The organism is Paenibacillus marchantiae, from assembly GCF_028771845.1.
Classification (GTDB): Bacteria; Bacillota; Bacilli; order Paenibacillales; family Paenibacillaceae; genus Paenibacillus; species Paenibacillus marchantiae.
Genome location: NZ_CP118270.1, coordinates 170,172 through 195,637, shown reverse-complemented (window position 1 = coordinate 195,637; position 25,466 = coordinate 170,172). Strand labels below are relative to the sequence as shown.

General features: G+C 46.7%; 24 protein-coding genes. 21 read left to right on the top strand and 3 right to left on the bottom strand.

What is annotated here, in order from left to right; genetic code table 11:
- Positions 1-166: 166 nt before the first annotated feature.
- From PTQ21_RS00995 to PTQ21_RS00980, 4 genes are read left to right on the top strand one after another with little or no spacing between them, the layout of a single operon-like run.
- Positions 167-847, top strand: a complete 681-nt coding sequence (locus PTQ21_RS00995) for a response regulator transcription factor (protein WP_064640631.1) — start codon at positions 167-169, stop codon at positions 845-847.
- A complete protein-coding gene (locus tag PTQ21_RS00990; protein WP_143038168.1) occupies positions 796-2,601 on the top strand; it encodes a sensor histidine kinase in 1,806 nt (601 codons plus the stop codon). The genes PTQ21_RS00995 and PTQ21_RS00990 overlap by 52 nt, the downstream gene beginning before the upstream one ends.
- 20 nt (positions 2,602-2,621) lie before the next feature.
- Complete coding sequence (gene pssA / locus PTQ21_RS00985) at positions 2,622-3,167, top strand: CDP-diacylglycerol--serine O-phosphatidyltransferase (RefSeq protein WP_063566539.1); 546 nt, start codon at positions 2,622-2,624, stop codon at positions 3,165-3,167.
- 13 nt (positions 3,168-3,180) lie between these two features.
- Positions 3,181-3,666 carry a DedA family protein gene (locus tag PTQ21_RS00980; protein ID WP_063566540.1) on the top strand — a complete coding sequence of 162 codons (486 nt, stop codon included), beginning with the start codon at positions 3,181-3,183 and terminating at the stop codon, positions 3,664-3,666.
- Between the two features lie 142 nt (positions 3,667-3,808).
- Here PTQ21_RS00980 and PTQ21_RS00975 read toward each other — a convergent pair whose 3' ends face one another.
- Positions 3,809-4,999 carry a cation:proton antiporter gene (locus PTQ21_RS00975; RefSeq protein WP_274568544.1) on the bottom strand — a complete coding sequence of 397 codons (1,191 nt, stop codon included), beginning with the start codon at positions 4,997-4,999 and terminating at the stop codon, positions 3,809-3,811.
- Between the two features lie 373 nt (positions 5,000-5,372).
- On the opposite strand from PTQ21_RS00975, the gene PTQ21_RS00970 reads away from it, so the two are divergent.
- The 5 genes from PTQ21_RS00970 (at position 5,373) to PTQ21_RS00950 (ending at position 8,646) form a co-directional block, all read left to right on the top strand.
- Positions 5,373-5,957, top strand: a complete 585-nt coding sequence (locus PTQ21_RS00970) for a DUF420 domain-containing protein (protein WP_170867957.1) — start codon at positions 5,373-5,375, stop codon at positions 5,955-5,957.
- A gap of 72 nt (positions 5,958-6,029) precedes the next feature.
- A complete protein-coding gene (gene gpmA, locus PTQ21_RS00965; protein ID WP_063566542.1) occupies positions 6,030-6,773 on the top strand; it encodes a 2,3-diphosphoglycerate-dependent phosphoglycerate mutase in 744 nt (247 codons plus the stop codon).
- A gap of 227 nt (positions 6,774-7,000) precedes the next feature.
- Positions 7,001-7,174: a hypothetical protein gene (locus PTQ21_RS00960; protein ID WP_161490622.1), complete on the top strand. Its 174-nt coding sequence runs from the start codon at positions 7,001-7,003 to the stop codon at positions 7,172-7,174.
- A gap of 152 nt (positions 7,175-7,326) precedes the next feature.
- A complete protein-coding gene (locus tag PTQ21_RS00955; RefSeq protein ID WP_274568540.1) occupies positions 7,327-8,235 on the top strand; it encodes an aldo/keto reductase in 909 nt (302 codons plus the stop codon).
- 84 nt (positions 8,236-8,319) lie between these two features.
- The gene (locus PTQ21_RS00950; protein WP_063566544.1) at positions 8,320-8,646 is read left to right on the top strand and encodes a thioredoxin family protein; all 327 of its coding nucleotides are present in this window, start codon (positions 8,320-8,322) and stop codon (positions 8,644-8,646) included.
- A 206-nt stretch (positions 8,647-8,852) separates the two neighbouring features.
- Here PTQ21_RS00950 and PTQ21_RS00945 read toward each other — a convergent pair whose 3' ends face one another.
- Positions 8,853-9,641: an undecaprenyl-diphosphate phosphatase gene (locus tag PTQ21_RS00945; RefSeq protein ID WP_063566628.1), complete on the bottom strand. Its 789-nt coding sequence runs from the start codon at positions 9,639-9,641 to the stop codon at positions 8,853-8,855.
- A 239-nt stretch (positions 9,642-9,880) separates the two neighbouring features.
- Here PTQ21_RS00945 and PTQ21_RS00940 point away from each other — a divergent pair, with 239 nt between their 5' ends.
- The 5 genes from PTQ21_RS00940 to PTQ21_RS00920 all read left to right on the top strand — a co-directional run bounded on the left by PTQ21_RS00940 (position 9,881) and on the right by PTQ21_RS00920 (position 13,403).
- Entirely contained in the window at positions 9,881-10,513 is a 633-nt protein-coding gene (locus PTQ21_RS00940; protein ID WP_090811345.1) for a TetR/AcrR family transcriptional regulator, read from the top strand.
- A 176-nt stretch (positions 10,514-10,689) separates the two neighbouring features.
- Entirely contained in the window at positions 10,690-11,523 is an 834-nt protein-coding gene (locus tag PTQ21_RS00935) for a substrate-binding periplasmic protein (protein ID WP_090811428.1), read from the top strand.
- 31 nt (positions 11,524-11,554) lie between these two features.
- The gene (locus PTQ21_RS00930) at positions 11,555-12,199 is read left to right on the top strand and encodes an amino acid ABC transporter permease (RefSeq protein WP_090811347.1); all 645 of its coding nucleotides are present in this window, start codon (positions 11,555-11,557) and stop codon (positions 12,197-12,199) included.
- 16 nt (positions 12,200-12,215) lie between these two features.
- Entirely contained in the window at positions 12,216-12,962 is a 747-nt protein-coding gene (locus tag PTQ21_RS00925; protein ID WP_274568537.1) for an amino acid ABC transporter ATP-binding protein, read from the top strand.
- A gap of 18 nt (positions 12,963-12,980) precedes the next feature.
- Positions 12,981-13,403 carry an OsmC family protein gene (locus PTQ21_RS00920; protein ID WP_024631426.1) on the top strand — a complete coding sequence of 141 codons (423 nt, stop codon included), beginning with the start codon at positions 12,981-12,983 and terminating at the stop codon, positions 13,401-13,403.
- Positions 13,404-13,500: 97 nt separating this feature from the next.
- On the opposite strand, the gene PTQ21_RS00915 is transcribed toward PTQ21_RS00920, so the two are convergent.
- A complete protein-coding gene (locus PTQ21_RS00915; RefSeq protein WP_090954796.1) occupies positions 13,501-14,112 on the bottom strand; it encodes a TetR/AcrR family transcriptional regulator in 612 nt (203 codons plus the stop codon).
- Between the two features lie 143 nt (positions 14,113-14,255).
- On the opposite strand from PTQ21_RS00915, the gene PTQ21_RS00910 reads away from it, so the two are divergent.
- From PTQ21_RS00910 to PTQ21_RS00880, 7 genes are all read left to right on the top strand, one after another.
- Complete coding sequence (locus tag PTQ21_RS00910) at positions 14,256-15,434, top strand: MFS transporter (RefSeq protein ID WP_274568536.1); 1,179 nt, start codon at positions 14,256-14,258, stop codon at positions 15,432-15,434.
- Positions 15,435-15,626: 192 nt separating this feature from the next.
- Entirely contained in the window at positions 15,627-17,417 is a 1,791-nt protein-coding gene (locus tag PTQ21_RS00905) for a sensor histidine kinase (protein ID WP_079697115.1), read from the top strand.
- Complete coding sequence (locus PTQ21_RS00900; RefSeq protein WP_274568535.1) at positions 17,410-19,014, top strand: response regulator transcription factor; 1,605 nt, start codon at positions 17,410-17,412, stop codon at positions 19,012-19,014. The genes PTQ21_RS00905 and PTQ21_RS00900 overlap by 8 nt, the downstream gene beginning before the upstream one ends.
- A 357-nt stretch (positions 19,015-19,371) precedes the next feature.
- Positions 19,372-20,355, top strand: a complete 984-nt coding sequence (locus tag PTQ21_RS00895) for an ABC transporter permease (RefSeq protein WP_063566552.1) — start codon at positions 19,372-19,374, stop codon at positions 20,353-20,355.
- A 15-nt stretch (positions 20,356-20,370) separates the two neighbouring features.
- Positions 20,371-21,273, top strand: a complete 903-nt coding sequence (locus PTQ21_RS00890; protein ID WP_063566553.1) for a carbohydrate ABC transporter permease — start codon at positions 20,371-20,373, stop codon at positions 21,271-21,273.
- Between the two features lie 186 nt (positions 21,274-21,459).
- On the top strand, positions 21,460-23,148 hold the full coding sequence (locus PTQ21_RS00885; RefSeq protein ID WP_063566554.1) for an ABC transporter substrate-binding protein: 1,689 nt from the start codon (positions 21,460-21,462) through the stop codon (positions 23,146-23,148).
- Positions 23,149-23,529: 381 nt separating this feature from the next.
- Positions 23,530-25,233: an ABC transporter substrate-binding protein gene (locus tag PTQ21_RS00880; protein ID WP_063566555.1), complete on the top strand. Its 1,704-nt coding sequence runs from the start codon at positions 23,530-23,532 to the stop codon at positions 25,231-25,233.
- The last annotated feature ends 233 nt before the right edge of the window (positions 25,234-25,466 follow it).

Below are 25,466 nucleotides of genomic sequence, written 5' to 3'. Positions count from 1 at the left end.
TTGCTCGTTGACGGCTTCTTTTTTGTGCAAAAACGTATGGGATTTAGTAACTTTTGGTATATATTAATCGTATATAAGATGGAGTTCATTCCAGAACATGGCTGGACACACGGACGACACACGGAATCGTTATGTTAACAACAGAATGCTAAAAGGAGAGTCGGCCATGGTCAGAACAGTGCTTCTGGTGGAAGACGAAAGCCGCATTCGTGAGATTGTGGCCGATTATTTCATAAAAGAACAATGGAACGTTATTGAAGCAGAACATGGGGTAGAGGCGCTGGAATTGCTGGCACTGCATGAAGTCGATCTAGTCATTCTAGATGTGCTGATGCCGGAAATGGATGGATGGACCCTCTGTGGGCATATTCGTTCCCAGTCGACCGTACCTATTATAATGCTGACTGCCCGATCCGAAGATGATGACAAGATTCATGGCTTCCAGCTCGGCGTGGATGATTATGTTACGAAGCCATTCAGTCCTCGTGTACTGGTGGCACGTGCAGAGACATTAATGAAGCGAGTAGAGGGTGCCGTTAGCAAGGAGCAGAGTGTGATCCGGTTTGGATGTGCCACAATTGATCCCTGGGCGCGGCGGCTTGAGAAGGATGGAATCGAAGTGGAGCTTGCTCCCAAAGAATATGACCTGCTGCTGTATTTAACTCGCAATCAGGGAATTGTACTGTCCCGTGATGCCATACTTAATCGGGTATGGGGATATGATTTTGAGGGCGATTCGCGTGTGGTGGATACCCATATCAAAAAGCTTCGCAGCAAACTTGGGGATGAAGCCAAGTGTATCCGAACCGTTATCGGTACGGGTTATCGATTCGAGGCCGAGGCATGAGACGTAACGGTGTAACGATGAAACTGTTTCTGGTCATGGCCGGGTTTCTGCTTCTTCTATATGGAACAACGGTGATTGCCCAACTCGTCTGGTTCCCGGACTTTTACCAGCATCAGAAGATCAGCAGCATTAAGAAAAAATTGACGAAATTTGAACAACAATATTCCACGGGACATTGGAACGATGTGCAGCTGGCCAAGGAAACCGGGAAGTTCATGCGGCAGAATCAGTCGCATCTAGTCATCCTGACGAATACAGGTAAGCTGGTCAATGACCCATTTCACATCGTGCTTCTGCAAGAGGATGGCAAGCAGGTAAATATATCGCTGTCGTTGTTTATCAACAGCGAGAACGCAGGATGGCTTGCTTCACACTTGAAGTATGGTCAGCAATTGACCGTTACAGGCTCAGCAAGTGGAATGAATGATCCTATGGTTTATCCACTCAGGATAAAGGATCAGAGCTCCGTGGTCAGTGGAACGGAAGATTTTCAGGAGTTAACAGAGCCGGTAGAAGAATGGTCAGGAACATTGAAGGACGTTGTTCTTCCCAACCTGGGGACATGGAGCCAGAGACAGGGTCTGCTCGTGCAGGCGCTGGATAGCCGCTTCCCACTATCTACGGAAGATCAGCTCAGTCTCGCCAACGGAAAAATGATTAATGAGGAATGGACCGATAGCTGGAGTGGTGTACGAAATGTGCTTACGATTGCTCCGGTGCACAGCTCGGGACCCCAGCAACAGCTCATTTTTTCCCTGACGTCCCTGCAGGAGATGAGGGAGGCGAGTGAAGCTACACAACTATTTTATGCGTATTTTGGTATTGCTGCATTTGTGCTGATTGTGTTCCTTTCACTGCTTCTGTCCCGAATTGTCACCAAGCCATTGCTTGCCCTGAACCATGTTGCCAAAAAGATGTCCACCCTTGATTTCACAGTGAAATCGCCCATCCGCCGCAATGACGAGATTGGCAGTCTGTCCAACAGTCTCAACGCGCTGTCGACGACATTGGGTCAGACTTTGGAAGAACTAAGGCAGGCGAACAGTCAGATGCGTACCGATATGGAGATGAAGCAGCGGATTGAACAGCGTCAACGGGAGTTTTTTGCCGATGCATCCCATGAGCTCAAAACGCCTATCAGCATTATCAAAGGGTACTCCGAAGGGTTGAAAGATGGAGTCAGTGAGAGCAAACGTGAGCGTTACATCGAGATCATTGCCGATGAAGCGGTCAAAATGGAAACGATGGTCGAAGAGATGCTGGATCTGGTACGGTTGGAATCCCAAGCGATTAAGCTGAACACCGATGCAGTGGCTCTTGGAGATATGATTGAAGATATTGCCGGACGTCTGGGTCCACAACTGAAGGAAAAGGAACTGGAGGTTGTACTGGTCTCCACCACAGAGCAGACCGTTGAGGGAGACCGCAGCAAGTTGGAGCAAGTCTTCTACAATATGATGATGAATGCTATACGTCATGCCGTTCCTAAGACCGATATTATGATTGAGATCAGCAGGCCGGAAGGGCAGGTTCGAATCTCCATCGAGAATCAGGGTGAGCAGATTTCGGAAGCGGAGCGGCAGTACATCTGGGAAAGATTCTACCGCGTGGAACGCTCGCGTAATCGCAAAATGGGGGGGACCGGGCTCGGCCTGGCCATCGCGAAGCAGATTCTCGATTTGCATGGATGCAGTTATGGCGTGGAGAACACGCCGGACGGAGTCCGTTTTTATATTATTTTTCCTAATGCTTAGTACGAAGGGGAGTCAAGTCTATGAAATCTTTACCGTCCATTCTAACGTTGGGCAACTTAACTTCAGGCATGCTAGCTGTCATTATGGCTATTCATGGTGAGTTTGCGCTGGCCGTGACGATGATCTGGGTAGCCATGTTCTTTGATCTGTTCGACGGGTTTGCAGCCCGCAAGCTGCATTGCGAGGGGGAATTCGGCAAAGCGCTGGATTCATTGGCTGATGTTGTTTCGTTCGGGACCGCACCCGTGTTGATCCTATATTTGAACTCCATGAATGAGGTAAGTGCACTGGGTATGGCGCTGACAGCATTATTCCCGGTTTGTGGTGCATTGCGTCTTGCCCGTTACAATTGCCAGAAGACAGCAAGCCATGGTTTTGTGGGTATGCCGATTACGTTTGCAGGCGGTCTTATGTCCTTTTTCGCGCTCTGGAGTCCTTATTTTACTCATGGTGTAGCCTATCTTGTTATTATCGTATTATCCGGTCTAATGGTTAGCCAAATCCGATTCCCGTCTCTAAAACAAGTGCTAGCCCCCCATGAGAAGGATATTGTGGAACCGAAATAAGGAGCGAGTCAGTATGGAATTTGCAAGAGAATTTATTGGTCAATATGGTTATTTCGCAATTTACGGACTGCTGGCTCTTGGCGTGATTGGTATGCCTATTCCGGATGAGGTGATGATGACCTTTGTCGGTTATCTCGCCTCCATCTCGGTGCTGAATTATTCGGTGTCCATCGTTGTCAGTTTTGGTGGAGCGTTTACTGGAGGACTTCTGAGTTACACGATTGGCAAGAAGGCTGGCCGGCCACTGGTTGAGAAGTATGGTAAATGGGTCGGGGTCAACGCGAAACGGCTGGGCAGGGTGGAGTCCTGGTTTTTGAAATACGGGTACTGGTCCATCATACTGGGCTACTTCATTCCAGGCATTCGCCATCTGATGTGCTGCTTCTCCGGGATCAGCCGTATGGCTATAGGACGATACGTCCTTTTCTCCAGCATTGGGGCATTTATATGGTGTGTTGTGTTTATATCGATCGGCTTTTATGTAGGTGTGTTAACTTAAAATGGGACAGCCTGTTATGAACTGGCGAGGATAAAGACCTCTTGTTAATGGAGTGGTCTTTTTTTGTTTGTATTTAATAAAATCCCTTGAAAAATGAAAAGCCCACCGCAATATGCACGGTGAGCTGATAATAAATTTGGCTTCACCCATTCAAATGGGATTCCTCAATGCCTTTTTCAACCTGTGGCTCCCCTTTTTTGCGTGCAAAGGTGATTTTGAGTAAAGGTGGCGTAACCAGGGTTGTAACGATAACCATGATGACCACACTGGTGAAGTACTCAGGGTCGAGTAATCCGGAAGCAAGTCCAGTGGAAGCAATAATGAGAGCAACTTCCCCTCGGGAAATCATGCCTGCACCGATGGCGAGGGAGGACGAGCGATCAAATCCGGTCAGACGCGCACCTGCTCCTCCGCCCAGCAGCTTGGTTACAATGGCGATGAGACTGATGACGATAATGAACCAGATCTGTGAACCCACGCCGTCAAAAGTCACGTTCAAACCGATGCTTACAAAGAATACCGGAACAAAAATCCCGTACGCGATCGGTTCAAGTTTCGTTTCGACCTCATGTTTGAAGTTCGTTTGAGAGATGGCGATACCTGCCGCAAAAGCCCCGATAATGCCTGCAACACCCATCCATTCCGCAAAGTACGAAAAGCCAAAACAGATGATTAGTCCGGCTGTAATAACGGTCTCCGTGACCTTCAGCGGTGCCATCCACTTCATGATCCGTGGAACAAGGAACCAGCTGGCAGCGATAATGACAACAAAGAATAACAGCTTTTTGCCAATGAGCAGAGGGATTGAAGTATCGGTTGCCCCTGTTCCGAGCAAACTCATCATGACAGCGAGGATGACAACAACCAGTACATCATCGACGACAGCGGCTCCAAGAATCGTTGTACCCTCACGAGAGCTGAGCTGATTCATGTCTTTTAACGTTTGAACTGAGATGCTGACCGAAGTGGCACAGAACAGAAGTCCAAAGAACAAAGCGTGTGTCTGCGACATGCCGAACGCAGCGGCAGCTCCATAACCTCCGATGAATGGTAAAATGATACCACCCACGGCAACCGCAAAGGCTGCCTTCCAATTTTTCTTCAATTGCTCCAGATCCGTTTCGAGTCCAGCAATGAACATGAGCAGTAATACCCCAATTTCGGACATATAGTGGATGAAATCATCCGGTTGTACCCAGCCGAGCAGGGCAGGTCCAAGAATAACACCGACGATCAATTTGCCCAATACCGATGGTTGACCGAGTCTTACCGACAAATCTCCAGCCAACTTGGTGAAAATAAGAATGAGTGCAAGTACCAAAACAAATTCCATAGTTGTTCTCCCTTCCAGTAATAGCGTTTATAGGGTAACCAGCCCAAGGGAAGATCATTCCAGCCTTAAAACAGAAAAAGGCATAAAACGGCGTATGTTAGTGTGCCGCTTTATGCCTTAAAAAAGACAAGGAGGGCCCTTGGTGACAGGCTCCTCCAGTTCAACGCGTATGTGATTAATTACATTAATTATACCATGAATACAGGGTGGGGTAAACCAGTGATGGTGGGCTTTTAATGAAAATGGCCTGAAGGGGGCACTTTAAAGGTATCTGACGAGGCTTTTTGTTCAGAGTGTTGTCACTTAACAGTCGAGAAATGGCAAGATATAATGAGATAGAACATAGAAGTTAGGATATGAGGAGGATTTTTCATTGGGCAAACAGGACAAAGGGGACCCGAACATTCAATCCAATCAGATTGCCCCGACCAGTAATAAAAATTTTGCAGGTCTCATTATTACCATTTCCATTATCGCCAATGTCATTATTTTATTGTTGTTCTTTGCACCGTCGATCGGATACAAAGGCGATGTAGCCTTTGACATTACAGTGTTGCCGCGGTTTAACGCCGTTTTCAACAGCTTCACCTTTATCTTCCTGCTTGCGGCCCTGATTGCAATTATCAAGCGGAATGTGAAATTGCACAAACGTTTCATCCTTGCTGCATTTTCAACGACCCTTTTATTTCTCGTTACGTATCTGTCGTTCCACTATTTGTCTCCGGAAACGTCCAAATACGGCGGGGAAGGCATCATTCGTTCCATCTATTTCTTCATTCTGATCACACACAGCATTCTGGCAGCGATTATTGTGCCGCTTGCTTTGTTCACTCTGGTATGGGGCTGGACGAATCAATTGAAGAAACACCGTAAAATTGCTCGCTGGACGATGCCAATCTGGCTCTACGTGAGTTCCACGGGTGTAGTTGTATATCTGATGATGGCACCGTACTATTAATAATTTCACATATCATGGGCATATCCGGCTCGCCTTGCGGGTAATGGTTTCATGGAAGGAGGATTCACGCTTATGTACAGAGTCGTATTGATTCGCCATGGACAGAGTATGTGGAACGTGGAGAACCGTTTTACCGGTTGGACGGATGTGGATCTGACGACCGATGGATACGGAGAAGCGCGCAAAGCGGGAAAGATCCTGAAAGAACAGGGTTTTGATTTTGACTACGCTTATGCTTCAGTCCTCAAACGCTCCATTCGAACACTGGATATTGCACTTGATGAGATGGACCGGATGTGGATTCCGATCACGAAGACGTGGAAACTGAACGAACGTCACTATGGTGCACTGCAAGGACTGAATAAACAGCAGACTGCGCTGAAGTACGGTGAGGATCAGGTGAAGGAGTGGAGACGCTCCGTTAGCGTATCTCCCCCAGCACTGGACGAAACTGATGATCGGTATGTTCAGGACCAGGACAAGTATCAACGGTTGGGCTGCACCATCCCTCGTACCGAGAATTTGATGGATACATCGAAGCGGGTGCTGGAGTATTGGAATGCGGAGATCAAACCGGTAGTGTCAGCGGGCAAAAGGGTACTCATCTCCGCGCACGGCAATACGCTCCGTTCACTCGTCATGCATCTGGACCAAATGTCCGAAGCGGACGTAATGGCGCTTAATATCCCGACAGGCATTCCACTGGTCTATGAACTGGATGAAGATCTTCATCCGATCGGGCATTTCTACTTGACTGCGGATGGCTCCACGTACAAACATGAGGAAATGACTCATGTCGCACCGCCGTCCGATTGATCGGACGATTGTTATGACCAAGCAGATTATGCAGTAGTAACAATGATCTCGACTTATACATCACGTTTGAAGATGGCTCCTGAATTTTCATTTTCAGGGGCCATCTTTTTTACGCTGTAATAAGCCATTCTCTAATTTAAGGCATCGCATCTGACGTTTCGTTTTTCTCCCACAGGGTAATCTCAAGCAAGAGACGATGTACATTAATCCTGAAGGAGGAACAACATATGTCTAAAAAAAGTGGAATTATTGTAACAGCCATTGGAGCAGGCGTGACTTATTTGATGAGGAATAAAGAAGCAAGGGATAAGCTGTTCAGTACGGTATCAGGACTGATGAAAAACTCTAGTCCATCTTCAAAACCGTCTTATGGAAGCAAAAAAGGTTCACGTGTGATTTAAAATAGATTTTGGCATAGAGTCAATTAGCATGAGAAGCCCGGAGCTGGTATGGTCCCGGGTTTTTGTGTGCGCTCATATGTCATATGCGATTTTTGCCAGCAAGAATGATACAATGGAAACTTGCAGAACGTATGGAAGGGGATGCACAACATATGAAGAAAAATCGTCTGGGTTCATCCGAACTCATGGTTGGTGAAATTGGGTTAGGCTGTATGTCGCTTGGAACCGAAGTGAAACCTGCCGTAGCCTTGATTCATGAAGCATTGGATCGTGGCGTTAATCTTCTGGATACCGCTGACCTGTATGATGCAGGATTAAACGAAGAAATCGTGGGCCAGGCTATCCAGGGACGCCGGGAGCAGGTCATTGTGGCAACCAAGGTTGGTAATCGTCGCATACCGGGAAAAGAAGGCTGGTCATGGGACCCGTCTAAAGCCTATATCAAACAGGCTGTACGAGACAGCCTGAAACGGTTGCAGACAGATTATATCGATCTGTATCAACTGCATGGTGGCACTCTGGATGATCCAATTGAAGAGACGATCGAAGCCTTTGAGGAACTGAAGCAGGAAGGTCTTATCCGGTATTACGGCATATCCTCCATCCGGCCTAACGTGATTCGTGAATATGTGCAGAGAGCTTCCATTGTCAGCGTGATGAACCAATACAGCGTTGCGGATCGCCGGGCCGAAGAGGAAGTATTGCCTTTATTGGAGCAAAAGGGCATTAGCGTTATCGCTCGTGGACCTGTGGCAAGTGGGGTTCTCGCCGATTCTGGTGCTGCCAAGGCAGATAAGGGTTATTTGGATTATACTCCTGAGGAGTTGCACATCATACGAGAAGGCCTGGGCCGTTTGGTTACAGACAATCGCAGCATGGCTCAAACGGCCATTCGTTATGCTTTGGCGCATCCGGCTGTTGCCGCTGTCGTGCCAGGTGCCAGTTCGAGAGAGCAGTTGTTGCATAATATCGCTGCTTCGGAATCTGCACCACTTACGGCTGCGGAGATTAACGAAATACGGGAGCTGAGTCCCGCCAATCTCTACAAGCAGCACCGTTAAACGTTGGCAGCCTATTTTCAATTGTAACTATACGAGGTACAATGAAGGTCAACCATAAAGAATCAAATAAGGGAGAGAAGACATATGGAAAGAATTCAAAGTGAACAACAATATCGCGATACAATTAATTCTGACGGAATGACCGTCATTAAATTTGATACAACCTGGTGTCCGGATTGCAAAAACCTGGATCGCTTTATCGGGGACGTTATCGACCAGCATGCGGATAAAACCTTCTATGCCCTCGATGCAGAAGAGTTCCTGCCGTTTGCTGAAGAGAACGGTGTACGCGGCATTCCAAGCCTGCTCGTATTCCAGAACGGCAAGAAAATTGCACATCTGCACAGCAAATGGGCAAAAACGCCTGCTCAAATCTCGGAGTACCTGCAAACTTTGGAGTCCAAGGTATAACCATAATCAGTTCGTTTAGGTTGCAGTAGTTATATGAAACGCCTCCTATCGCTGATAGGGGGTGTTTTTGCTGTGGGGGAGGGGGGTGTAAAGGCCGAAATGAAAATCCGCTTGTTGAAAAGGTTGTGTGAAATTAAAAATGGCAACCTGGTTCCGAAAGGAACAGGTCGCCATTGGCTTTTTTGTTACATGACTTGAAGATAGGGTTACATCATTAAAATGATAAAGAATACGGCTGCCAGCACGAAGCGATACACTGCAAAGACGGTCAGACTCAGTTTTTTCAAAATAGACAGGAACGTCTTAATGGCAAGCATGGCTACGATAAATGCGGCAATGAATCCAATCGCGAAGATCGGGAAATCGCTGGTATTCAGATGATCGATACTTTTGTATAGATCATATCCTGTGGCTCCAATCATAATCGGCACAGAGACCAGGAATGTAAATTCTGCTGCAGCAACTCGGCTTACCCCTGCGAACAGTCCACCGGAGATCGTCGAACCGGAACGTGAGAAGCCTGGCCATAATGCGAGAATTTGAAAAAGACCCACTACAAATGCCTGTTTATACGTAATATCGTCTACATCATGGGTTGTAATGCGTTCGCTGCGGTGGCTCCAACGTTCAGCGATAATCATCAGAATACCACCAATAACAAGACTGTACAGCACCGTTTGTGCTCCAAACAGATGCGCCTTGATCCAGTCCCGGAATACAAGTCCAATGACTACGGCAGGAACCATCGCCAAAAAGATATGTATGAGGTTCAGGCGGGAGGTGTAGCTCCTTTTGCCTCCGGTGAAGCGGAACATATCAATGAATTTGTTCCAGTACAGCACAACGACAGCTAGTACAGCTCCGAGTTGCACAACCACCTCAAACGTTTTGACTGACTCGTTGTCCTCCGATAATCCCAACAAGTGGGCAGTCAGAATCATGTGTCCGGTTGAGGACACGGGCAAAAACTCAGTCAAACCTTCGATGATGCCCATAATAATCGATGATATAAAGTCCAATTCTCTTCCTCCTTGAAATGCAGATGACAGCTTATAGGCTGTCCTGCGTGACAATGCCTGCTCATTAGAACAAGGCTATCATCTATTATGATCACAAATGCGCCCAACTTCAACTTATGCTCGTAATGAATTGTTTAAAACCATATTGACAAAAACCTAGTTATCCAATAGGATATACATTAACTGACTGACTGATCAATCGGGAGGATAGGCAAATGTCTAAAAACAATCATTTGGAACCCGGAGAAGAACGCCGGGACCAAATTATACGCATAGCGATGGAGCGTTTTGCGACCCAGGGCTACCATCAGACGAAAATTTCCGATATTGTCCGGGAAGCTGGCGTCGCGCAAGGTACTTTTTACTGGCACTTCAAAAGTAAGGAGGCCATTGCGTCGGAAATTGTACTGACCGGCAGGGAGAAGTTGCTTGAAGCGATCGGACAAGGCTACCGCAAGGATGCCGGATCGGTTGAAGATATGGTGAGAGCTTCGGAACGGCTGTTTACCGACTTATTCTCCTTTGCAGCGGACAATCGTTATTTTATGGAGTTGTTGCTTAAAGGCATCGTGTCCGAGGATTCAGTACGCCGTCTGGTCGAGGAGACACGTAATGCAGTGGAACAAGCATTTCGCCACAACATGCAACGGGCCATTGAGCTGGGCATGCTGCCGGAATCCATGGATGTACCGCTTCGCGCTGCGCTGCTGGTTAGCATGATTGAAGGTATGATTACGCGCTGGCTGTTTGGCTCGGAGGAGTTGCACAGCAAGTTTTCATCAATGACAGCAACAAAGCTCGCAGCTGAGGCGGCAAGCTTTGAATTTTATGGACTGCTCGGCACATAAAAGCGTGCTGGCCCTGGAGCTTTATTTTCAACAACTGGATTAAATATTCACATGATTAAGCCAGCAGCAGGGAATAATGGGTACAACTGCAGTTTAGGAAGACAGGAAACAGAAGTTTCAACAAGACATGACTACATGGATGAGAGGAAGTTAATGACATGAATAAAACATATGGAATGAAATCTCGCAAAGGCTGGACTTTAACAGCCCTGCTGCTAATGACCGTGCTGGTACTCAGCGCTTGTGGCAGTAAAACTACGGACAATGGAAGCAGCAATGGAGCACAGGCGAACAATGAACTGGAGCAGATCAAGTCTGCTGGCGTCATCAAAGTGGGAATGATGGGCACGTACGCTCCATACAACTTCCTGAACGATAAGAAAGAAATGGACGGCTACGATGCAGATATCGCACGTGAGGTTGCGAAGCGTCTTGGAGTTAAGGTGGAATTTGTATCCCAGGAGTTCTCCGGCCTGACACCAAGTCTGCAAGCCAAAAAGCTGGATGCCATTATCAGCCAGATGACGATTACTGATGATCGTAAGAAAGTACTGGATTTCAGTGATCCGTATATCACGAACCAAGTTAAAATCATTGTCAAAGAAGACAATAACGATATTACCAAGCTGGAAGATTTCAAAGGTAAAACGATTGGCGTAGGTTTGGGTACGAATGATGAATCATATCTGCGTAATGAAGTGTTGCCAAAAGTGGGAGACTTCACGATCAAAACCTATGACGATGTCATCTCTTCACTCAAAGATCTGAATGCTGGACGGATTGATGCCACAATCAACAACATGTATGCACTGAAACCCATTGTGGATGCCAACGGCTTCAACATCAAAGCCGTAGGTGAGCCAATCAAGAGTGACCAAGCTGGTATCGCTGTTCGCAAAGACAACCCGGAACTTGTAGCTGCATTGAATGATGCACTGAAAGGCATGAAGGATGACGGTACGTACAATACCATCTTCAAAAAATGGTTCGGTGAAGAGCCTGCGCAATAATGAACCGGCAGGGCGAAGGGAAGTTTGATCCATGGAATTGGTATTTGAGAATATCCCCTTCTTTCTGAAGGGGGCATATTACACGCTGTATGTAACTGTGATTTCAATGTTTTTTGCTTTTATCATCGGGTTGCTCGTCGCCATCGCGCGTCTGAAAGGACCGATGTGGCTTAGAATGATCGCCCGTTTCTACGTATCCATCATGCGGGGAACCCCGCTGTTGGTGCAATTATTCGTTATTTATTATGGGCTGGTCGATTATGGCGTAACCTTGGGCTCGCTCACCGCAGCCTGTCTCGGGCTTAGTCTGAATGCGGGTGCATTTCTGTCCGAAACGTTCCGCGGAGCAATTCAAGCTGTACCAAAAGGGCAGACGGAGGCCGCATATGCTACAGGCATGACACCGGCTCAAACGATGAGAAGGATTATATTCCCCCAAGCGGTGCGTATCGCGATCCCTCCAATGGGCAATACGTTTATCGGCATGCTGAAAGAAACATCACTTGTGGCAGCCCTCGGGGTTACGGAGTTGCTTCGCTCGGCACAGCTACTGGTCGCGCAATATTACGTTAATATGCCGTTTTATCTGGCGATTGGCGTGATCTACTGGATCATGAGTATCGGATTCTCGGCCATTCTGGAACAAGTGGAGCGCCGGCTGGCCCGGGCTTACTGATAGGAGGGGAGAACCGGTGATTACAACTACAGGATTGACCAAACGTTTTGGGAAAAATGAAGTTCTCACAAATATAGATCTGCATGTCGATGCCAAAGATATTGTGGTATTGCTCGGACCGAGTGGCTCTGGCAAGAGTACCTTACTGCGCTGCCTAAACGGACTGGAAGAGTTATCTGGAGGACAGATTGAAGTGAACGGTGTTGTGGTTAACAGCGCAGATCCGCTGCGAGTCCAGCGTGCCCGGGTACTGGAGATTCGTCGCCAGACCGGCATGGTCTTCCAGCAGTTCAATCTGTATCCGCACAAGACGGTGCTTGGCAATGTGATGGAAGGGCTCGTGACTGTGAAAAAAATCAAGCGGGACGAAGCGGCCGAACGCGGCCGGATTCTGCTGGATCGGGTCGGTCTGTCGGACAAGCAGGATGCATATCCATCCCGTTTGTCTGGTGGACAGCAGCAGCGCGTAGCGATTGCCCGCGCACTTGCCATGGAGCCTGAGGTGATGCTGTTTGACGAGCCTACCTCAGCCCTTGATCCCGAACTGGTGGGAGAAGTGCTCTCCGTTATGAAGGAGTTGGCACAGGAAGGCATGACGATGCTGGTCGTTACGCATGAGTTGAAGTTCGCCCGGATTGTGGCTAACAAAATCGTCTTTATGGCGGATGGATCAATTGTGGAAGAAGCGAGTCCACAGGCCTTTTTTGAACACCCGACCCAGGAGCGGACACGAAGATTTTTGCAGCAAATTACTGAATTCTAAGAAAGAAGGATAAACATCATGAATGTAACAACGGTATGGAAAGGCAAACGTGCATTTACTTCCGAAGGACCCTCTGGCTACGCGGTTGGCATGGATGCCACAGCAGCCTATGGTGGTGACAGCAAGGGTGCTACACCCATGGAATTGTTACTGGCAGGTCTCGGAGGTTGTATGGGGATCGATATCACGATGATTCTGGACGCTTTCCTGGACAAAATTACTGGCATTGAGATTGAAGCACAGGGTACACGTAGTGAAGGTATGCCGAAAGGATTTACTTCCATTGACCTGATCTTCAAGGTGGACGGCGATATCCCGGATTACCGGATCTGGAAAGCCATCCAAATGGCTGAAGAGAAGTATTGTGCAGTTTCCGCTTCGCTTAGCGCTGATATTCATCCCAAGCTGATTCTGAATGGGGTAGACACACCCCGTCCATAACGGGACGGACATGGTTAAAGTATACAATGAAGAGGCACTTCCAATTATGGGAGTGCCTTTTTGATTGTTCTAACATTTCGACCATTAGGAAGTAAGGTCACGCTGGATGTTGAGCAAGGTCCCAGACGCCCATAATTTCGGTGATAGCCTGATCAAGCGTTGCAAAAGGGATACCGTCCCGGGCTTGTGTAGAGATACCTTGCATAAAAGTATCAAATACGGTGGTCAGCATTGCCACATTCGTGGAGGCAGGCAGTTGGCCGATTTCCACAGCGCGCTGGATGCAAGCCTGCAGGCGGTTGCGAGTCAGCTTTCTTTTCTCGGCGGTTATGTCACGGATATGATTGTTTTTGGAAGAACATGTGCTGGCTGACAGCACAATTAAACAGCCAGATGGATGTGCGCTGTCTGTTTGCATTTTGGCGGTACTTCTTAAAGTTGTTTCAATCGCTTCTCTTGGAGATAGCGTAAGATCTGAGAAGCTTTCCGTAACGCGTCCAAATGAACCCATATATCGTTCTACCGCTTCTTTATAAAGAGCTTCTTTGGATTCAAAGGCTGCATAGAAGCTGGCTGCTGAAATATCCCCCATGACCGCTCGAAGTTGAAGCAATGAGGTGGCTTCGAATCCTTGTTCCCAAAAGAGCATCATTGCCTGCAACAGGGCTTCATCCCGATCAAAAATGCGCGGACGTCCGGTTCTTGCCATTAGAGATTCCCCCTCGTTTTTCTTAATTATATACTAATCGATCCAAAAGTCGTTGACAAGGTAGGAGAGGGTGGATAATATAAGGAATGATCGATCCATAATTCGATTCTATGTCCTATATTATCTAAAAAGGAGCTGCACAGATGTCCGATAAATCTTCTCAACGTTTCCCATGGTTTGGGCTGCTGGCCTTGGCTATGGCTGGTTTTATAGCTATTATGACTGAAACTCTTCCCGCGGGGTTGCTGCCGCAAATCAAGGAAGGGCTGCAGGTCTCTGAGGCAGGCGCAGGGCAGCTTGTCACATTTTATGCAGTAGGTTCTCTGATTGCCGCCATACCTGTGGCCGTGCTGACAAGGGGCTGGCGACGCCGTCCGCTTTTACTTCTAGCGATTATCGGTTTTCTGGTCTTCAACACGATTACAGCCCTCTCTTCAAACTATGTACTGACCCTTGTCGCTCGGTTTTTTGCCGGTGTTGCAGCCGGTGTCTCCTGGGGCCTGATTGGCAGTTATGCACTACGGATGGTGCCAGATCATCTCAAAGGCAGGGGCATGGCTGTTGCGATGATCGGTACACCGATTGCCTTATCATTCGGTGTTCCTGCAGGTACATTGCTCGGTTCCTTTATGGGCTGGCGCTCGGTATTCTGGCTGATGTCGCTGCTGGCGTTTGTATTGATCTTCTGGGTGCTCTGGACAGTACCCGATTATCCGGGGCAGTCTGCTGATCAGCGCATTTCTTCAATAAAGGTGCTGCTGACTCCTGGCGCAATTCCCATTCTGGCTGTCGTTCTGGCCTGGATGCTTGCTCATAATATTTTGTACACCTATATTGCCCCTTTCCTCGCCGATGTCGGTCTGGAATCAAAGGTTGGACTTATGTTACTTGTATTTGGCCTGATGGCATTGGTGGGCATCTGGATTACAGGTATTCTTATTGATCGTTGGTTGCGTATGCTGGTTCTCATCAGTCTTGCGGGCTTTGCCCTGATCTCTCTGGTATTGGGTCTTTGGAGCGAGCACATTGCCGTTGTATTTAGTTCAGTTGCGCTCTGGGGTCTAACTTTTGGCGGTGCGGCTACACTGTTGCAGACCGCCCTTGCCCAAGCTGCCGGGGAGCAGGGTGTGGATATCGTTATGCCAATTAATACGACCGTTTGGAATCTCGCTATTGCTATTGGTGGATTAGCGGGAGGTGTGCTTCTGAATCAATGGGGAGCCTCGTCCTTTACCTGGGCTATCCTGTTCCTATCACTTGTAGCTCTGGTTGTTGCGCTGCGTGCCAAAGGACACGGTTTCCGCTCAGCACGCAGCCGCTAAGCCATCTGTTTTACTTCTTACATTAGAAATAGTTATACAAACTTCATGTTTGTTTTTCACTCAGCATACAGCCTTTTTTTGAAGCCCTCTTGTAGGGCTTTTGCTGTTATGTGGTATGATGAATTGGAAGGGCAGGCGTAATATGTACTGACCTTTATATGTAAGCGCTTATAAGCGACGGAAGGTGCAGATATGTTTAAAAGGCTCATACGAACATCCAACAATCTTAAATTAAAGCATAAATTGCTCATATCCTATGTACTTGTCGTCATGATTCCGGTACTGATTATTGGCCTGGCTGTAACCGGATACTTTCGGAAGCAGGCGCTGGATAATGCCATTGGACAGACGATTAACAACGTGGACAAAGTCAAAAGTCAGACCACCACATTGCTGCGTGTGCCTACGGATATTTCCAACATTCTGATGTTCAATAATGATTTGAAAGAAATTGTGAACAAACAATACCAAAGTGTTGTGGAGCTGACCTCGGCTTACCTCGCATACAAAGATTTTCAGGAATACAAGCGTCTGTACCGCGAGGTTGCGGGCATCCGGTTTTACTCCACCAATCCGACGCTGATCAACAATCTGGAGTTCATTCCTGTGGACAAGCAAACCGAGGAGAGCTACTGGTACCAGAAGGCGTTGAAAACGACGAGCATCGGTTGGTTTTACATTCCTGACAAGGGAGATAATCCGGTGCATAAGCTCAGTCTGGTGCGCAAAGTGCCTTTTGCCGAATATCGGACCGAGGGTGTGCTGATGATTGTAATCAATCAGGATGAGCTGAATGGATTATTACGTCAGGAACCGTTCGAGACGTTGATTACGGACGAACAGGGTTATGTGGTTGCGGCCAAAAATACCGAACTAGTGGGCAAGACGCTGGACGAGCTTGATTTTGGTGTAGATCTACAAAATCAGACCAAAGGCACAATTGAAGCAGATTTTCGGGGGGAGCCATCCAATATTGTCATTGATGAGCTGCGTCCTGGATCGAGCATGAACAGCCTGAAGATCATTTCGGTTTTTGCCACCAAAAATATTGTCAAAGACGCCAATACCATTAGCATGATCGGTATGCTCTTCATTACGCTTGTGCTGGTCATTGCATTGTTGCTTGTATATATCATTTCATTTCTCACATCGAACCGATTGTTACGCCTTAGCAAACATTTGAATAAGCTCGCACTGGGTGATCTGAACGTCACCTCCCGCATTGACGGGAATGATGAGATTGGGCAACTGTCGAGGCAGTTCAATTACATGGTGAAGAGCATTAATGAACTGATGACTCAGGTGGTGGAGGCAACGGAACAGAACAATCAATTGGAAATCGCACAGAAAGAGATTAAACTGAAAATGATGGCCAGCCAGATCAATCCTCATTTTTTGTTTAATGCACTGGAGTCGATCCGTATGAAAGCCCATATCAAAGGCGAGGCGGAGATTGCCAATATTGTCAGGCTGCTAGGCAAACTGATGCGCAAGAGTCTTGAGATTGGCAGCGGCAAAACGACGTTCAGAGCCGAACTGGAGATGGTACGTTCTTATCTGGAAATTCAGAAATTCCGTTACGGCGATCGGCTTGCTTTCCAGATCCATATCGATCCGGAGGTGGAGAAGATGTACATTCCTCCTTTGATCATTCAGCCTCTGGTTGAGAATGCGATTGTGCATGGTTTGGAAAATAAAGAGGGCACGGTCCGTGTGAATATAAATATTCGTTTGGTGGAGGATGTCGTTCAGGTGCGTGTCGATGATGATGGGGCAGGCATTACGCCGGAGCGTCTGGCTGAAGTGATGCAGTTCATCTGTGGACCGGAAGAACAGGAGAAGAGCCGGATTGGCATGCGTAACGTACATCAACGTTTAACGTTGACTTACGGCGAGCCATACGGATTACAGATTAAGAGTGTGTACGGGGAAGGAACAGAGGTTTCTTTCACCTTGCCAGTAGGAGGAGACCAGCATGTATAAAGTGTTATTGGTAGATGATGAACCTAGCATACGTGAAGGACTGACAACGATCATTGATTGGGAAAAATACGGCTTTCAGGTGATTGGTACAGCTGCCAGCGGGCGTGAGGCCATCACCCGCTTCGAAGAGCTGGAACCGGACCTGACGATCATCGATATTCGCATGCCCGGCATGACCGGACTGGATGTGATTGAAGAAGTGCGGCAGCACCATCCGGGGTCGCACTTTCTGATCCTGAGTGGGTACGCGGATTTTGATTATGCCAAGAAAGCCATCAGTTTTGGCGTAGATGGGTATCTGCTCAAGCCGGTGGATGAAGAGGAGATTATTAGTGAGCTGGAGCGGATCTCTGTGATGCTAACAAGGGAGCGTCTGACACTGGCCCGCCATGCTGGTGAGGATACAGCCTACCGGGAGCACCAGATTGAAGCATTGCTTTTTGATAGCCTGGAAGGTACAGAAACGATGGAAGCAAATGCTCTAGGATTGAATTGGTCGCAGTATCAGGTTGTGCTGCTGGAGATGCATGCCGAACCTGATTTACAGCGTGGTAGTGTAGTGAAACGCAGACTGGCGGAAGCTTTTGACCAGAAAGATCGGGGCATTGTGTTTTCGTTCCATTCCGGACTGGGACTGTTATGTAAAGAGCCTATTTTGACTGTCCAATCTGCCCAGAGTTTATATGATGAGTTGGAAGGGCTGCTGGGAGAATGGAATATTCACATGTACGCGGCAGCAGGTCAACCTGTAAACTCCACAGCAGACATCGCACATTCCTATAATCAGGCCAACGGCGTATTGGGCGGACGTTTCCTGTTCGCGGAACAACGTATTATGTTATGGAACGAAGGCGAGAAGAGCAAAAGTACTTCTGGGCCGGTTATTGCGCTGGATGAAGTTAGTGGTGAACCGGATGAAGCAGAATTGGCGGACAAGCTGTATTATGCGCTCGACATTCGGAGTAGCGAGTCCGTGATGCGTGTGCTGACCGAAATCGAGGAACGTCTGATCCCCCATCATCAGACAGAACAGGCGATTAAGACGGCGTTCTCCCAAGTGTTTTCATTGGCTATTAACAAACTTGCGGCAACGAATCAGCATATGCAATCTATTATGCAGGAGCATTCCGTTCTAATTACGGAGGTCTACCATCAATTAACGTTACTGGATCTCAAAGTGATGGCTGCTCAACACCTGAACCGGCTTATTCAGCGCATGGGTGGAGGAAGCAAGGATACGGTACTGAAACAAATGATTGAATTTATCCGTCGTAATCCCGGCGAAAATCTCAAGCTGGAGGTACTCGCTGAGGTATTTAACTACAATAGCAGTTATTTGGGCAAGCTGTTCAAAAACCATACCGGGGAATATTTCAATGCATTTCTCGATAAGGTCCGAATGGAGAAGGCGAAGGAACTTCTCGATGAAGGCTTAAAGGTGCACCAGGTTGCCGCGAGGGTGGGGTATGCCAACGTGGATTACTTCCACGGCAAATTCAAGAAGTATGTAGGGGAATCGCCTTCCGCATACAAACATGCTAGAGAGCTTGCTAGATCACAGCCCAAAGATTCTTCAGGAGAGCCAGAACGGGAGTAGCCCATGTTTCAGAGGATGGTACTTCTGGAGTTTGGTATTTCTCCTGATTAGGTAAAAAACGTTTTCGAACTAATAGTCTATTTGAAGGACCCTGGAGGTCCTTTTTCTTTTTAGTTTTACATGAAGTAAACGATTTCTATAAAACGTTTTCGATCATTACCAATTTCAAATTAAATTCCCTTTTAATTTCAATAATTATTAATAGATAGCGTCATTATCACTAATTTTATAGATATAATATCGGATTTTATAAGGGGATATCTAATTTTCATATGATTTTCTCTAAAATCCAGATGGTATTTTGAAAACGCTCTATCAGGTATGATTATTTTATAAATCAGAGGAGGGGGAACGGAGATGGAAACGCTAACAGAAAAATCCGCTTCCGCGAAAAAAAGCAGTGACCCCAATCCGCCAACACAAAAACGGCGGAACAGAGTTTGGGACAGTATGAAACAGCAAAAGTATCTCTATCTCATGTCATTGCCATTCGTAGCTTGGGTTTTTGTATTTAACTATCTGCCACTATGGGGATGGACGATGGCTTTCCAAAACTATAAACCGGCCAGATCGTTCGGTGATCAACAGTGGGTTGGTTTTAAACACTTTGCAGAGCTATTCAGTGATGATCGCTTCTATCTGGTACTTCGAAATACGCTTGCAATGAGCTTGATGGGACTGGTTATCGGTTTTATCGTGCCGATTTTCTTTGCGATTCTCTTGAATGAGATGAAAGGCATGTTCTTCAAGCGCGCCGTGCAAACGGTATCATATCTGCCTCACTTTGTATCCTGGGTCGTAGTGGCAGGGATTATTACCAAGATGCTCTCCACCGATGGCGGGATTATCAATGACCTTTTAGTAAACCTAAACATTATCGATCAGCCGATCCAATTCATGGCTAAGGGGAACCTGTTCTGGTACATTGTAACCGCTTCAGATATGTGGAAGGAAACCGGCTGGAATGCGATCATCTATCTGGCGGCCATTACCGGTATTGACCAAGAACTTTACGAAGCTTCCCGTGTAGACGGAGCGAACCGCTGGAGACAAATGTGGCATATCACGTTGCCAGGCATTCGGACTACGATCTCTGTACTGTTCATCATGTCCATCGGGCATCTGATCAGTATCGGTTTTGAAAAGCAATTTTTGCTGCAAAATAGTCTGGTGCTAGACTACTCGGAAGTGCTTGATCTATACGCGCTCAACTATGGTTTGAATATGGGACGATTCTCGTATGGTACAGCCATAGGCATATTCAACTCCGTTGTCAGTATCATCCTTCTGTTTACAGCGAACGGATTGTTCAAAAAATTCACCAAAGAAAGCATCATGTAGGGAGGGGACGACATTATGGCGAACAAAGCATTCAATGCTACTCGGGGCGATAAGCTGTTCGATATATTCAACATCCTCGCGATGACCCTGGTGCTGATTGTAACACTGTATCCATTCCTGAACGTACTGGCTATCTCACTCAATAACTCGACAGATACCGTACGTGGTGGAATTTACTTGTGGCCACGTGATTTCACATTGCAAAACTACAAAACGATTTTCCAATACGATGGATTGCTGCAAGGTTTGCAGGTATCCATTCTACGTACAATTGTAGGTACCGTACTCGGTTTGATCAGTTCCTCAATGATCGCATTTACACTGAGTCGTCCTGACTTTAAGTTGAGAAAGTTTGTTTCTACTGCACTTGCACTCACGATGTATTTCTCCGGTGGTCTGATTCCGGTGTACATCCTGATGCGTGACCTGAACCTGATCGGTACATTCTGGGTATATGTATTGCCAGGTATGATCAGTGCGTTTAACGTGTTCATTATCCGTTCCTTCATTGATGGTCTGCCGTATGCATTGCAGGAATCAGCCAAGCTGGATGGTGCGAATGACTTTAAGATCTATTACAAAATCATTTTGCCGCTCTGTAAACCGGTACTTGCAACCATCGCGTTGTTCCTGGCTGTAGGCCAGTGGAATGCTTGGTTCGATACGTACCTGTATAATGGTTCGAAGGCGCATCTGACCACGCTCCAGTACGAGCTGATGAAAGTACTGCAAAGTACACAGCAAGGCTCGGGAGCCGGACGTAACGCCAATGACATGGCACAGCAAATGACACAGATTTCACCGGAATCCATCAAAATGGCGATCACGATCGTTGTTACGGTTCCAATCCTGATTGTGTATCCATTCCTGCAAAAGTATTTTGTTGGTGGTATGACATTGGGTGCAGTAAAAGCTTAAGTAAGTTTGTACAGGCCGCCACATAGATAGAGTGGCCGTATAATAAAAGAAGCATCAGAATGCCCGAAGCGCAGCCATTTGGCCTGCGCTTCACCGTATAGGGCTGCGGAGTGGCATTCATGGAGCTATAGACAGGGACAAAAAAGTCCCGGATAGACAGACATATGAAACGGGAGGATTACCATTATGGCAAGAAACAAAATGAAGATTGCACTGGCTCCAGTACTTGCGATGTCTTTGCTCGCAGGTTGCGGTGGAGGAAACAGCGGCGAAACGTCGTTTAAGGACACTAGCGGTGATACGTCTCCGATTACTTTTGACTTTTTTAGCGTCGATCCCAGTCCGAACTGGAACGGTATGAAGGATGAAGTGGGGAAGGTCCTTACAGAGAAAACAGGAGTAACCCTTAACGGTGAGTTTGCCGTCAGTGGTGGTCAGGATAAAGTATCCTTAATGGCAGCAAGCGGAGACTATCCGGATATCGTTTCACCCAAAGGAGAGCTAAGCAAGCTCGTGGATGCTGGGGCAATGGTCGATCTGACTGATCTGATCGAGCAATATGCTCCCAATCTGAAGAAGCTGTATGGTAATTACATGGACCGGCTGAAATATAGCAACGAAGATCAAGGAATTTATGTACTGCCTACGTATTATGCGGTAGACCAGAAGTATTTTGATGCAGGCGGCGGATTTGGGATTCAGCAGCGTGTATTGAAAGAGCTGGGATACCCTGAAGTGCGTACACTGCAGGATTATGAAAATGTATTGAAGGCATATAAGGAGAAACATCCAACGATTGACGGTCAACCAACGATTCCGTTATCCCTGGACGCAGATGACTGGAGAATCATGATTACGGTAACGAATCCGGCCTTCCAGGCAACAGGTGCTCCGGATGACGGCGAGTACTATATTGATCCTGAGACATATGAGGCAAGTCTGCATTACAAACGTCCGGAAGAGAAAGAGTATTTCCGTTGGTTGAACCATATGTACGCAGAAGGACTGCTTGATCAGGACAGCTTCGTACAGAAAACAGATCAATACAAATCCAAAATTGCAAGTGGACGTGTTCTGGGCGTCATAGACCAGGATTGGGGTTATTCCGATGCGGAAAACGCATTGAAAGCAGCGGGCAAAGATGAAGCGACCTATTCACACTTCCCGGTAACTCTGTCTAAAGATATCAAGGATCATTCCTTCCAGGACCCTGGTTTTGTATCTGGATGGGGTGTAGGGATTACAACATCGAATCCGGACCCGGTTCGTACAATTAAATTCTTTGATTACCTAGCTTCTGAGGAAGGCCAAGTGTTGATGAACTGGGGTATTGAAGGTGAGCAGTACGAAGTGAAAGATGGCAAACGTGTGATTCCGGCCGATATTCAGGACCAAAAAACGAATAATGCTGCCGTATTCCAGAAAGAAACAGGTATTGGCCTCTATACCAATATGTCTGGTCACTATGGAGATGGTGTCAAGGATTCAACGGATAACTATTACACAACGAATTTCCCTGAACAGATTGTAGCGGCGTATTCCGATGCAGAGAAAGAGACACTCAAAGCATACGGCGCAACAACGTGGAAAGATCTATTCCCAAGTGAAGATGAGTTCCCAGTTAAACCATGGGGAGCAGCGTACAATATGCCAACTCCAGGTGACTCGGATTACAACGTTATTTTCCAAAAAACACAGGATATTATCCGTAAACGGATCCCTGAAGCGATCCTCAGTTCCCCTGAACAATTCGATGCCATTTATGATGGGATGATTGCCGAGCTGAATAAAGCCGGAGCAGAGGACATGGAAAAACAATACACTGAGCTGGTACAAAGCCGTGTTCAATTGTGGAGCGGTGAAGAGAGCAAGTAATGCGTTTCAGCAGAATAGTTTTTCGGAAAAAAGGGCCCAGGAAACTGGGTTCTTTTTTATACATAAAACGTTTTCCGAAAAACGTTTTCAATTTTGTGAATTCACTATTGACAAGGACTTTTAGAGGGATTATTATTCAAATATGAAAGCACTTTCATTAGTGATTTATCAAGGCATGTACATGAATCTCTTCAGTCAAAGGGAGTGCGGATTAGTTCCTCAAATTACTGGATAGAGTGAGTGTTTTTCACTTCATTTTAGAAAACGCTTTTTATGTTATAAAATCAAACGTTTTACAATGAGAATCACCCAATTACGGTATGTGCAGGTCAGCCTGTTCTACAATAGATAGCTTCATTTTATCCATAAGGGGGATTACACATGAAGGGCAAAACACCAAAAACATTCGCAATGCTTCTGTTAGCCAGCGCTCTTGCCATTACAGCAGGGTGCAGTGGTAGCGGAGGAGGAACTACGGCTTCAGAAACACCAACGGACACAGGGGATACGACCAGTCCAATCACCTTCACGTTCTTTGGTGCTGACGCAAGTCCAAACTGGAACAACATGAAGGACGCAGTCGGCCAAGAAATTACGAAACAAACAGGTGTTACAATTGAAGCTGAGTATGATGTGAATAATGGTGGCGACCAAAAGATACCTTTGATGGCTGCCAGCGGTGAATACCCTGATATTATCTATCCTAAAGGTAACTTGTCTAAACTTGTGGATGCAGACGCAATGCTTGACCTGACAGATCTGATTGACAAATATGCACCTAACCTGAAGAAAATCTATGGGGACCAGATGAACCGTCTGAAATACAGTTTGGAAGATCAGTCCATTTACACGATCCCAACGAACATGGGTGTAGATAATGTTGCGTTTGATGCTACAGGCGGATTCGAGATTCAGCAAAAGGTATTGAAAGAACTCGGCTACCCAGAAGTGAAAACGCTTGAGGATTACGAGAAAGTTCTGAAAGAATATTATGCAAAACATCCAACACTTGACGGACAGCCAACCATTCCGCTGACGCTGAATGCAGATGACTGGAAGATTATGATTACGGTAACGAATCCAGCCTTCCAGGCAACAGGTGGACCGGATGACGGTGAATATTATATTAACCCTGAAACGTATGAAGCGGTGTTGCACTATAAACGTCCAGAGGAGAAAGAATACTTCCGCTGGTTGAACAAAATGTACAATGAAGGCATTCTCGACAAAGATACATTTGTGCAGAAGGACGATCAATACAAATCCAAAATCGCAAGCGGTCGGGTACTGGGGCTGATTGACCAGGAATGGAACTATGGTGAAGCTGAGAATGCTTTGAAATCAGTTAAAAATGGCGAGAATACCTACGCTCACTTCTCTGTATCCCTCAACAAGGATATTGTGGATCATACGTTCCAACCAACCGGATTCGATGGATATGGCATCGGAATTTCCAAAACTGCAAAAGACCCTGTACGTATTATCAAATTCATGGATTGGCTCGCTTCGGATGAAGGCCAGGTGCTGAGAAACTGGGGGATTGAAGGCGAACAATACAAAGTGGAAAATGGCCAACGTATCATTCCTGAGGATGTACAGGACCGCAAGACCAATGACAACTCGGCGTTTACCAAAGAAACAGGAGTCGGTATGTATAACATCTTCAGCGCAAGATATGGCGATGGTGTCAAAGATTCCACAGGCAATTACTACACAACGAACTTCCCTGAGCAGATCCAAGCAGGTTATACTGCGGCAGAGAAGGAAACATTGAAAGCTTATGGCATTACAACGTGGAAAGATTTCTATCCTTCTGAAGACGACTTGAAGCTGAAAGATTGGGGCGCAGCATATAACATGCCTGTACCTTCGGATACGGATTATAACGTAACGTTCCAGAAAACGCAGGACATTATCCGTAAACGTATTCCTGAAGCCATCCTTGCCAAACCTGAGAAATTCGACCAAGTGTATGATGATCTCCTGGCTGAACTTGATAAAGCAGGGGCGGTAGACATGGAGAAACAATATACCGTTTGGATCAAGGAACGTGTATCTCTCTGGACAGGTAAAGACGTGAAATAATACTGAAAATAAGGCATGATAAACGATCATTTCCAAAGCAAAATGGGTCCCCTAAAAGGGGCCTTTTTTGTTGTTGACGAAAGGGGGAGGATAGCATATAATCGTTAATGTAAGCACTTTCAGTAAGCGTTTTAAATTATTTTTCGAAAACGTTTTATGTAAGTTGATAAGAGAGATTTCATGGGTTTATATTTTGATAAAAAGAGTGCAAATTTAATTTTTAGTAAGCGCAT

Coding starts and splice junctions, on each gene's coding strand:
- PTQ21_RS00995 (WP_064640631.1), top strand. CDS start 167: ATGGTCAGAACAGTGCTTCTGGTGGAAGACGAAAGCCGCATTCGTGAG.
- pssA (WP_063566539.1), top strand. CDS start 2,622: ATGAAATCTTTACCGTCCATTCTAACGTTGGGCAACTTAACTTCAGGC.
- PTQ21_RS00980 (WP_063566540.1), top strand. CDS start 3,181: ATGGAATTTGCAAGAGAATTTATTGGTCAATATGGTTATTTCGCAATT.
- PTQ21_RS00975 (WP_274568544.1), bottom strand. CDS start 4,999: ATGGAATTTGTTTTGGTACTTGCACTCATTCTTATTTTCACCAAGTTG.
- gpmA (WP_063566542.1), top strand. CDS start 6,030: ATGTACAGAGTCGTATTGATTCGCCATGGACAGAGTATGTGGAACGTG.
- PTQ21_RS00960 (WP_161490622.1), top strand. CDS start 7,001: ATGTCTAAAAAAAGTGGAATTATTGTAACAGCCATTGGAGCAGGCGTG.
- PTQ21_RS00955 (WP_274568540.1), top strand. CDS start 7,327: ATGAAGAAAAATCGTCTGGGTTCATCCGAACTCATGGTTGGTGAAATT.
- PTQ21_RS00950 (WP_063566544.1), top strand. CDS start 8,320: ATGGAAAGAATTCAAAGTGAACAACAATATCGCGATACAATTAATTCT.
- PTQ21_RS00945 (WP_063566628.1), bottom strand. CDS start 9,641: ATGGGCATCATCGAAGGTTTGACTGAGTTTTTGCCCGTGTCCTCAACC.
- PTQ21_RS00940 (WP_090811345.1), top strand. CDS start 9,881: ATGTCTAAAAACAATCATTTGGAACCCGGAGAAGAACGCCGGGACCAA.
- PTQ21_RS00935 (WP_090811428.1), top strand. CDS start 10,690: ATGAAATCTCGCAAAGGCTGGACTTTAACAGCCCTGCTGCTAATGACC.
- PTQ21_RS00930 (WP_090811347.1), top strand. CDS start 11,555: ATGGAATTGGTATTTGAGAATATCCCCTTCTTTCTGAAGGGGGCATAT.
- PTQ21_RS00920 (WP_024631426.1), top strand. CDS start 12,981: ATGAATGTAACAACGGTATGGAAAGGCAAACGTGCATTTACTTCCGAA.
- PTQ21_RS00915 (WP_090954796.1), bottom strand. CDS start 14,112: ATGGCAAGAACCGGACGTCCGCGCATTTTTGATCGGGATGAAGCCCTG.
- PTQ21_RS00910 (WP_274568536.1), top strand. CDS start 14,256: ATGTCCGATAAATCTTCTCAACGTTTCCCATGGTTTGGGCTGCTGGCC.
- PTQ21_RS00905 (WP_079697115.1), top strand. CDS start 15,627: ATGTTTAAAAGGCTCATACGAACATCCAACAATCTTAAATTAAAGCAT.
- PTQ21_RS00900 (WP_274568535.1), top strand. CDS start 17,410: ATGTATAAAGTGTTATTGGTAGATGATGAACCTAGCATACGTGAAGGA.
- PTQ21_RS00895 (WP_063566552.1), top strand. CDS start 19,372: ATGGAAACGCTAACAGAAAAATCCGCTTCCGCGAAAAAAAGCAGTGAC.
- PTQ21_RS00890 (WP_063566553.1), top strand. CDS start 20,371: ATGGCGAACAAAGCATTCAATGCTACTCGGGGCGATAAGCTGTTCGAT.
- PTQ21_RS00885 (WP_063566554.1), top strand. CDS start 21,460: ATGGCAAGAAACAAAATGAAGATTGCACTGGCTCCAGTACTTGCGATG.
- PTQ21_RS00880 (WP_063566555.1), top strand. CDS start 23,530: ATGAAGGGCAAAACACCAAAAACATTCGCAATGCTTCTGTTAGCCAGC.